This is a genomic window from Bacilli bacterium (assembly GCA_036381315.1).
In the GTDB taxonomy this organism is placed as follows: Bacteria; Bacillota; Bacilli; order Paenibacillales; family KCTC-25726; genus DASVDB01.
Genome location: DASVDB010000135.1, coordinates 1 through 7,720, shown reverse-complemented (window position 1 = coordinate 7,720; position 7,720 = coordinate 1). Strand labels below are relative to the sequence as shown.

Genomic DNA, 7,720 nt, shown 5'->3' with positions numbered 1-7,720 from the left:
GCGCGGCTAAACGGCATGCTGGGCTCGATCGACGCCAATCAGGGCGATCCGCTGCTCGGCTGGGATACCGACGAGTTTCCGACAGATTTGTACGCGGTGACGCTCGCCATGTATGAAATCCTGAAAAACGGCGGTTTGGGCTCCGGCGGCGTCAATTTCGACGCCAAAGTGCGCAGGGGCTCTTTTGAACCGGAAGATTTGTTTATTGCCCACGCGGCGGGAATGGATTCATTCGCCTGGGGCCTGAAAGCGGCGGCGAAACTGATTGAAGATAAAGTGTTGGATCATTTTATTGCGGAACGGTACAGCAGTTTCAAACAAGGCATCGGATTGGATATCGTCAGCGGCAAAGCCGATTTTCGTTCGCTGGAAGCATACGCGCTTGCGAACCGCAAAATTGAAAACCGCTCCGGCAGGCTTGAAGAGCTGCGGGCGGCGCTCAACGAAGCGATTTTCGCTGTCGGGAGAGGATAACAATGCCGAAATGTGTGATTGGGATTGACCTGGGCACAAGTTCGGTCAAAGCGCTGCTGGTCGGCCGCGACGGCGGCATTCTGGGGGAAATGACGGGCGAGTATCCGCTCTTGCAGCCGCAGCCCGGATATTCCGAACAAAATCCCGAGGATTGGGTTTCGGCCACCATAGAGGTGCTGCGGCAGGCAATCGCAAAATACGGCGTCAAGCCGGATGAAGTCGAGGGAATCAGCTTTTCCGGGCAAATGCACGGTCTGGTGCTGCTTGACGAACAGATGCGCGTTTTGCGCAACGCGATTTTGTGGAATGATACGCGGACTACGCCGCAATGTCGGGAGCTTGAAGCAAGATTGGGCGACAAATTGCTCGCGATCACGAAGAATAAAGCTTTGGAAGGATTTACGCTGCCGAAGCTCTTGTGGGTTCGCGCGCATGAACCGGAAATATTTGCGCGAGCGCGCCGCTTTTTGCTGCCGAAAGATTATGTTCGCTATCGCTTGACCGGGTCTGTGCAGATGGACATATCGGATGCGGCCGGCACGCTCATGCTGGACGTTGCCAACAAGCGCTGGAGCGAGGAGATTTGCCGGGAGTTGGCGTTAGACCCCGACTTATGCCCGCCGCTTGCGGAATCGTTTGCCTGCGTCGGCGAATTGCTGCCGGAAATTGCGCGGCAAACGGGCCTTTCGCACGGCGTTAAAGTGTTCGCCGGCGGCGCCGACAACGCCTGCGGCGCAGTGGGCGCGGGGATTTTGGCCACAGGCGCGGCCATGTGCAGCATCGGCACCTCGGGCGTTATTCTTTCCTATGAAGACGACAAATCAAAAGATTTTCGCGGGAAAGTGCATTTTTTCAATCATGCCAAACAGGACGCCTTTTACGCGATGGGCGTGACGTTGGCCGCCGGATACAGCTTGAGTTGGCTGAAACAAACATTTGCGCCGAGCGAGTCTTTCGCCGCCTTTACGGCGGGCGTAGGGAACATTGCGGCAGGTTCCAACGGGCTTCTGTTTACTCCGTACCTTGTCGGAGAACGGACGCCGCATGCGGATGCGCTCATTCGCGCAAGCTTTATCGGAGCGGACGGATCGCATACGCGCGATCATTTTGTGCGCGCCGTCATGGAAGGGATCACGTTTTCGCTGAATGAATCGGTTGAAATGTTTCGGCATGCCGGAATTTCCGTCGATACGATAATCTCGATTGGCGGCGGAGCTAAAAATGATGTCTGGATGCAAATGCAAGCCGATATTTTTAACGCCCGGATTGTCAAATTGAAAAATGAGCAAGGCCCCGCTTTGGGCGCCGCCATCCTGGCGGCATACGGCTGCGGTTGGTTCGGGTCGCTTGCGGAATGCGCGGAGCGGTTCATTGCGACGGATCGGGTGTTTGCTCCCGATTCGGCCGCGGCGAAAACTTACCGGGAACTTTTCGCAATCTATCAAGACATTTATGCGCAGACGAAACCGTTGAACGATCGCCTTGCCCGATTCCGATAACTTTCCCGCCCAACAGGGGAGGACTATCTCCCCGCGCCCTACGCTAAAACGGAGGACCACCTCCCCGTGTAGCGGTGAAACGGAGGATCAACTTCCCGCGTAGCGGTGAAACGGAGGATCAACTCCCCGCGTAACGGTGAAACGGGGGATCACCTCCCCGCGTAACGGTGAAACGGGGGACTACCTCCCCACCCTACGCTAAAACGGGTGGACCGCCTCCCCGCCTAACGCTAACGGACGCAGCAGAGGCTATTTGCCGAAAAAAGACCGATTTGAAATTCTAACGGACGCAGGAGAGGCTATTTGTCGTTTCAATGCCCGAATATCGGGAAAAATGCAAGAATAGGCTCTCTCACGTCCGTTAGATTCAAATAGTTGGCAATTTGCGCAAAATAAGCTCTCCTACGTCCGTTTAAAGGCCGCAAGCCGGAAAGACGATTGAGAGTTTCGAGTTTTACTTACCGCAAGCCGGCAACCCGGCCGTGCTTTGGATACATCCCGTTTTACACCCCGTTTGCTTTCGCGGGTGAAAACGGGATTTTCTTTTGCTATACTGGGAACGTGCGCTTTTTTGCGCAATCGAACAAGAGGTGGGAACAACGATGGCTTTTCATATCGTATTGGTCGAGCCGGAAATCCCGTCGAATACGGGAAATATCGCCAGAACGTGCGCCGCAACAGGAACGACCCTGAATCTGGTGCGACCGCTTGGCTTTTCTACCGACGACAAATATTTAAAACGTTCCGGTCTTGATTATTGGCCGCTGGTCGATGTGCGTTATTACGATTCCTTTGCCGAAGTTACGGAACGGTTTGCCGGTAGCCGGTTTTTTTGCGCGACAACGAAGGCGAAAACCCATTACAGCGACTTTTCGTACCGCGACGGGGATGTTTTCGTGTTTGGCAAGGAAACGGCGGGATTGCCGGCTGCGATCCTGCAAACATACCGCGATACGCTTATTCGCCTGCCGATGGGGCAAGCGATCCGTTCGCTGAATTTGGCCAACTCCGCCGCCATTATCGTATATGAAGCGTTGCGGCAAACGGGTTTTCCCGGGCTCGTCTGATGATCCGCATGCGAAAAATACGCATGTTTTGCCATAAAATATCGTAATTAAAATTGTGTGAAAAAGGAGGATTTTGCGCCGGCATATAGAACTCTATTAGAATGGTTGGCTTAACAGGCAAATATATATAAAGTGCGAGACACTGACATACTTAAGAGAGGTGAAACTTGTGAAACCTGTTGGAGTCGTACGCAAAGTTGACCAACTCGGACGTATCGTGTTGCCGAAGTCGCTTCGGAAAAGATACCAAATGAATGAGGGGGACCCTGTCGAAATTTTGGTGCAGGGGGATCATATTATTTTGGAACGGTATAAACCGAGATGCGTATTTTGTTCCTCCATGGAATCCGTTAGCGAATATAAAAACCGCACCGTATGTGCGGCTTGCCGGGAACAAATGCGCGAATTGAAATTTGACTGATGTTATCCACGAAAAAGCCCCGCTTTTACAAGCGGGGCTTTTTGCGCATATGCAGCGTTTGCTTACAGTCCTTTCGTCTTGTCTTCGCTGAACGCCGCGGTCATAAGTGCTCCCAGACAAAGAACCAGAACCGTCATGACGAGATAAAATGAAACCGACATTTTGGTCGCACCTCCATAAAGCATAACCTTATTATAACCGGGATTGGGCGAAATGAAAACGTCCTTTTGCAAAAGAAATTTAACCTTTACATTCCACCTTTAATACCATATAATCCTATTTAAATACTTGGTTTTAAAGGTGGCGGTTGCATGGAACCCTGGATTGCAGCGCTGGGTTTTTTTGTTGGCATCATGATCGGCCTGACGGGCGTGGGGGGAGCCGCGCTCTTAACCCCGGTACTGATTTTGTTTCATATCCATCCCGCCATCGCCGTGGGTACGGACCTGTTTTATAATGCCGTGACCAAACTGTTTGGTGTGATCCGACATTTTCGCCAGAAAACAATTCGCTTCCGCATCGTGGTCTATTTGGGCATCGGCAGTTTGCCCGGCGCGGCGGCGGCAATGGTATTGTTGCGGCTGTTCGACGCCTTTTTTCATGACCAGGAAGCCGCCATTCGGCATGCGCTCGGCATTATGCTGATTATTGCCGCCGCTTTGATGTTATATCGGCAATTTTTCCGCAGGCGGGAAGGGGAATTGCCGCATGCTGTTGCGCCGACCCGAAAAAAACGCCTGGCCACGATTGGTATCGGGTTTTTGCTGGGGTTGGCCGTAGGGTTTACCTCGATCGGCTCGGGCTCGCTGTTTGCCCTGGCAATCGTGTATTTATACAGGCTGAAGGGCGCGGAAATCGTCGGCACCGACCTTACGCACGCGCTTTTTCTCGTTACGGCGGCGGGCCTGATGCATGCCGGGTTGGGCAATGTGGATTACTTGCTGGCGGCGAATCTGCTTGTCGGTTCGATCCCGGGCGTTTTGCTGGGCAGCGGCCTGTCCGCGAAAGTTCCGACCAGACCGCTTAAGGCGATGCTGGCGACGCTCATTTTAATCAGCGGCATCAGCCTGGTTTAAGCGGCTAAGCACGTCGGCGTAATTGCCCAGAGCTTTTTTGCCCTCTTCGGATAAAACGTAAAGCCCTTTTTGCACGCGAAAAAACCATCCGTAATAATTTTGCCGCAAAATTTCCGCCGCTCTTTCGATACCGGTTTCCCCTTTTAATTGTTTGGGGCTTGCCGGCCCTTTTTTTTGCAGCATATCCGCAATGCGCAACGCTTCTTCGCGGTAGACGGTGACAAGCTTTCGCCGTGTGCTGCCGCCGGGAATGTAATCGCCGCTTCTGCCGGAAAATTCCGCAAGCAACGACGTAAACTCCGCCTTGTTTTTGCGCGGCTGATACGGCTTGGGCTCGCAGCGCAAACAGACGGACGGTCGGTTGTTAGCATAAAAGCGCACGGTGATAAGCCCCAAGCCCAACATGCGGCACAGTTTGGCGCATGCAGCCCATTTTTGATTTGCGTGCTTGTGATTTTTCCCCGCGTCTTCCACAGCCACATACACATGTTCGCTTAAGCGCAGGCGATCAATGCCTTGCAGCAGCAACTCCACCGTAAACCGTTTTTTCAATTCGACGATGACAGGCTGTGCGTTCCCTTCGCGCACCGCGACCAGATCGCACCCGTTTACTTCCCCTTTAACGGCGAAACCAAGCGCCTCCCAAAAACGCTTCACCGGCTCATACAGGTCGGTTTCCTTTCTCGCTGGCATCATGCGGCACTTCCTTCGGATTAAAATGCAAAATGCATGTATACAACGATCATAGCAAAATATGGCCGCGACCAGCCAGTCACTTTCTTGCGCGGACGGCCAGTCCGGGTTGGAAACTTATCCGCCGCCGCCGCATAGGTATTATTACGCTATATTTTGCCGGTAATGCCGACTTGGCTGGAGGCGGCTTGCGCGCAGGATGAAATCAAAAGCGGCTCGCTTTCGGCATACATGAAGGGGAGGTACCCATGGATATCTTCAGGAAGATTGCGGAGCATCGGGCACAGACTGAGGCGCTGGCATGGAGCGGCACGTTTAAAGAATATGTGGGAATGGTTCAGGAACGTCCCCAATTGGCGATGACAGCGCATGCGCGGGTTTATGAAATGATCAGGCATTTTGGCATTGAAGGGGAAAGCGGCGAGCGCAAGTACGCATTTTTCGCGCGGGAATTGTTCGGACTGGACCGGGCGATTGAAAATCTGGTTGAGGAATATTTTCATTCGGCGGCGCGGCGTTTGGATGTGCGCAAACGGATCTTGCTGTTGATGGGGCCGGTCAGCGGCGGCAAATCAACGATCGTTACTCTCCTGAAAAAAGGGTTGGAATATTACTCGCGCACCCCGGAGGGCGCATTATACGCAATTCGGGGTTGTCCGATGCACGAGGAGCCGCTGCATTTGATTCCGCATGAATTGCGGCCCGATTTTGAAGCGCACCTGGGCGTGAAAATCGAAGGCTCGCTCTGCCCTTCGTGCCGCATGATGCTGCAGACGGAATATGACGGCATAATTGAAAATGTCATCGTGGAAAGGGTGTTTATTTCGGAGGAAGAGCGGGTCGGAATCGGCACGTTCAGCCCGTCGGATCCAAAATCGCAGGATATCGCCGATTTGACCGGAAGCATCGATTTTTCGACCATTGCCGAGTACGGTTCCGAATCCGATCCGCGAGCATACCGGTTTGACGGGGAATTAAACAAGGCGAACCGCGGTTTGATGGAATTTCAGGAAATGTTGAAGTGCGACGAGAAATTTTTATGGAACTTGCTCTCGCTGACGCAGGAAGGAAACTTTAAGGCCGGCAGGTTCGCGCTCATTTCGGCGGACGAATTGATTGTTGCCCACACGAACGAAGCGGAATACCGGTCGTTTATCGCCAATAAAAAGAATGAAGCGTTGCAATCGCGGATGATTGTGATGAAAATACCGTACAACCTGAAGGTAAAGGAAGAAGAAAAAATATACGAAAAACTGATACGCCAAAGCGACATGAGCCATATCCACATAGCCCCGCACGCGCTGAAAGCGGCGGCGATGTTTTCCGTCCTGACGAGGCTCAAGGAATCAAAGAAACAAGGCATGGATCTGATCAAAAAAATGCGCATGTACGACGGCGAGGAAGTGGAAGGCTACAAGGAAGCCGATTTGAAGGAAATGCAGCAGGAATTTGCCGAAGAGGGCATGACCGGCATCGATCCGCGCTATGTGATCAACCGCATTTCGAGCGCCTTAATCCGTCGCGACCTGAATTGCATCAACGCGCTCGATGTGCTGCGCGCCTTGAAGGACGGGTTGGACCAGCATTCGTCGATCACTAAAGAAGATCGGGAGCGGTATTTGAACTTTATTTCGCTTGCGCGCAAGGAATATGACGAATTGGCGAAAAAGGAAGTGCAAAAAGCGTTCGTCTATTCGTTCGAAGAATCGGCACGCACGCTGTTCGAGAATTATCTGGACAACATTGAAGCCTATTGCAATTGGCACAAAATGCGCGATCCCATAACAGGCGAGGAGATGGATCCCGACGAGCGGCTGATGCGCTCGATCGAAGAGCAGATCGGCGTGTCGGAAAACGCGAAAAAGGCGTTCCGCGAGGAAATTTTGATTCGCATGTCGTCGTATTCGCGCAAGGGCAAAAAGTTTGAGTACAATACGCACGACAGGCTTCGCGAAGCGATCGAGAAGAAACTGTTTGCGGATTTGAAAGATATCGTCAAAATCACCACATCGACAAAAACGCCGGACGAAAAGCAGTTGAAGCGGATCAACGAGGTCAGCAAGCGGTTGATTGATGAGCACAAATACTGCCCGGTGTGCGCGAATGAACTGCTAAAATATGTGGGGAGCTTGCTCAATCGGTAATTCGCGGCATGTTCCGCGCATTGCTTTGCAAAGATGCGCGGAACATCACCAGCGTTTTTGATTTTCACAATCAGTCACTTTTTTGTTTGTTGCCAATTGGGCGGCTGTAGCCACAGATTGTTTTTCCGCGAGACTCTAGCCTGAACAGTCGGCTTTCAGCCGCTGACAAAAACCTGCCGGCTTTGGATTTCATCCAACTAAATTAGGTGAGGTTCGGCATATTTGGTTGATTTAAGGTAAAATAATTGGATGAAATCCATTTAATCTTTACTAAACGGTAATCAAACGAGAATTAATTGGAGAAAATCCATCTAATTTTATCCGTCCGCGGCGGCGGTGGGTGTGA

The 7,720-nt window shown here is 52.3% G+C and carries 7 protein-coding genes; 6 read left to right on the top strand and 1 reads right to left on the bottom strand.

From position 1 onward, the window contains the following. The 5 genes from VF260_09920 to VF260_09900 all read left to right on the top strand — a co-directional run. The coding region (locus VF260_09920) for a xylose isomerase (GenBank protein HEX7057495.1) at window positions 1-474 on the top strand (474 nt) is incomplete at its 5' end. Between the two features lie 2 nt (window positions 475-476). Further along, complete coding sequence (gene xylB, locus VF260_09915) at window positions 477-1,973, top strand: xylulokinase (protein HEX7057494.1); 1,497 nt, start codon at window positions 477-479, stop codon at window positions 1,971-1,973. A 602-nt stretch (window positions 1,974-2,575) separates the two neighbouring features. Continuing rightward, window positions 2,576-3,040, top strand: a complete 465-nt coding sequence (gene trmL, locus VF260_09910; protein ID HEX7057493.1) for a tRNA (uridine(34)/cytosine(34)/5-carboxymethylaminomethyluridine(34)-2'-O)-methyltransferase TrmL — start codon at window positions 2,576-2,578, stop codon at window positions 3,038-3,040. A gap of 169 nt (window positions 3,041-3,209) precedes the next feature. Continuing rightward, window positions 3,210-3,461, top strand: a complete 252-nt coding sequence (locus tag VF260_09905; protein ID HEX7057492.1) for an AbrB/MazE/SpoVT family DNA-binding domain-containing protein — start codon at window positions 3,210-3,212, stop codon at window positions 3,459-3,461. Window positions 3,462-3,772: 311 nt separating this feature from the next. Continuing rightward, the gene (locus VF260_09900) at window positions 3,773-4,537 is read left to right on the top strand and encodes a sulfite exporter TauE/SafE family protein (protein ID HEX7057491.1); all 765 of its coding nucleotides are present in this window, start codon (window positions 3,773-3,775) and stop codon (window positions 4,535-4,537) included. Here VF260_09900 and VF260_09895 read toward each other — a convergent pair. Then, entirely contained in the window at window positions 4,511-5,233 is a 723-nt protein-coding gene (locus VF260_09895; protein ID HEX7057490.1) for a DUF2161 family putative PD-(D/E)XK-type phosphodiesterase, read from the bottom strand. The two genes, VF260_09900 and VF260_09895, sit on opposite strands and share 27 nt — an antisense overlap. 245 nt (window positions 5,234-5,478) lie before the next feature. On the opposite strand from VF260_09895, the gene VF260_09890 reads away from it, so the two are divergent. Beyond that, the gene (locus tag VF260_09890; protein HEX7057489.1) at window positions 5,479-7,374 is read left to right on the top strand and encodes a PrkA family serine protein kinase; all 1,896 of its coding nucleotides are present in this window, start codon (window positions 5,479-5,481) and stop codon (window positions 7,372-7,374) included. Window positions 7,375-7,720 lie beyond the last annotated feature (346 nt).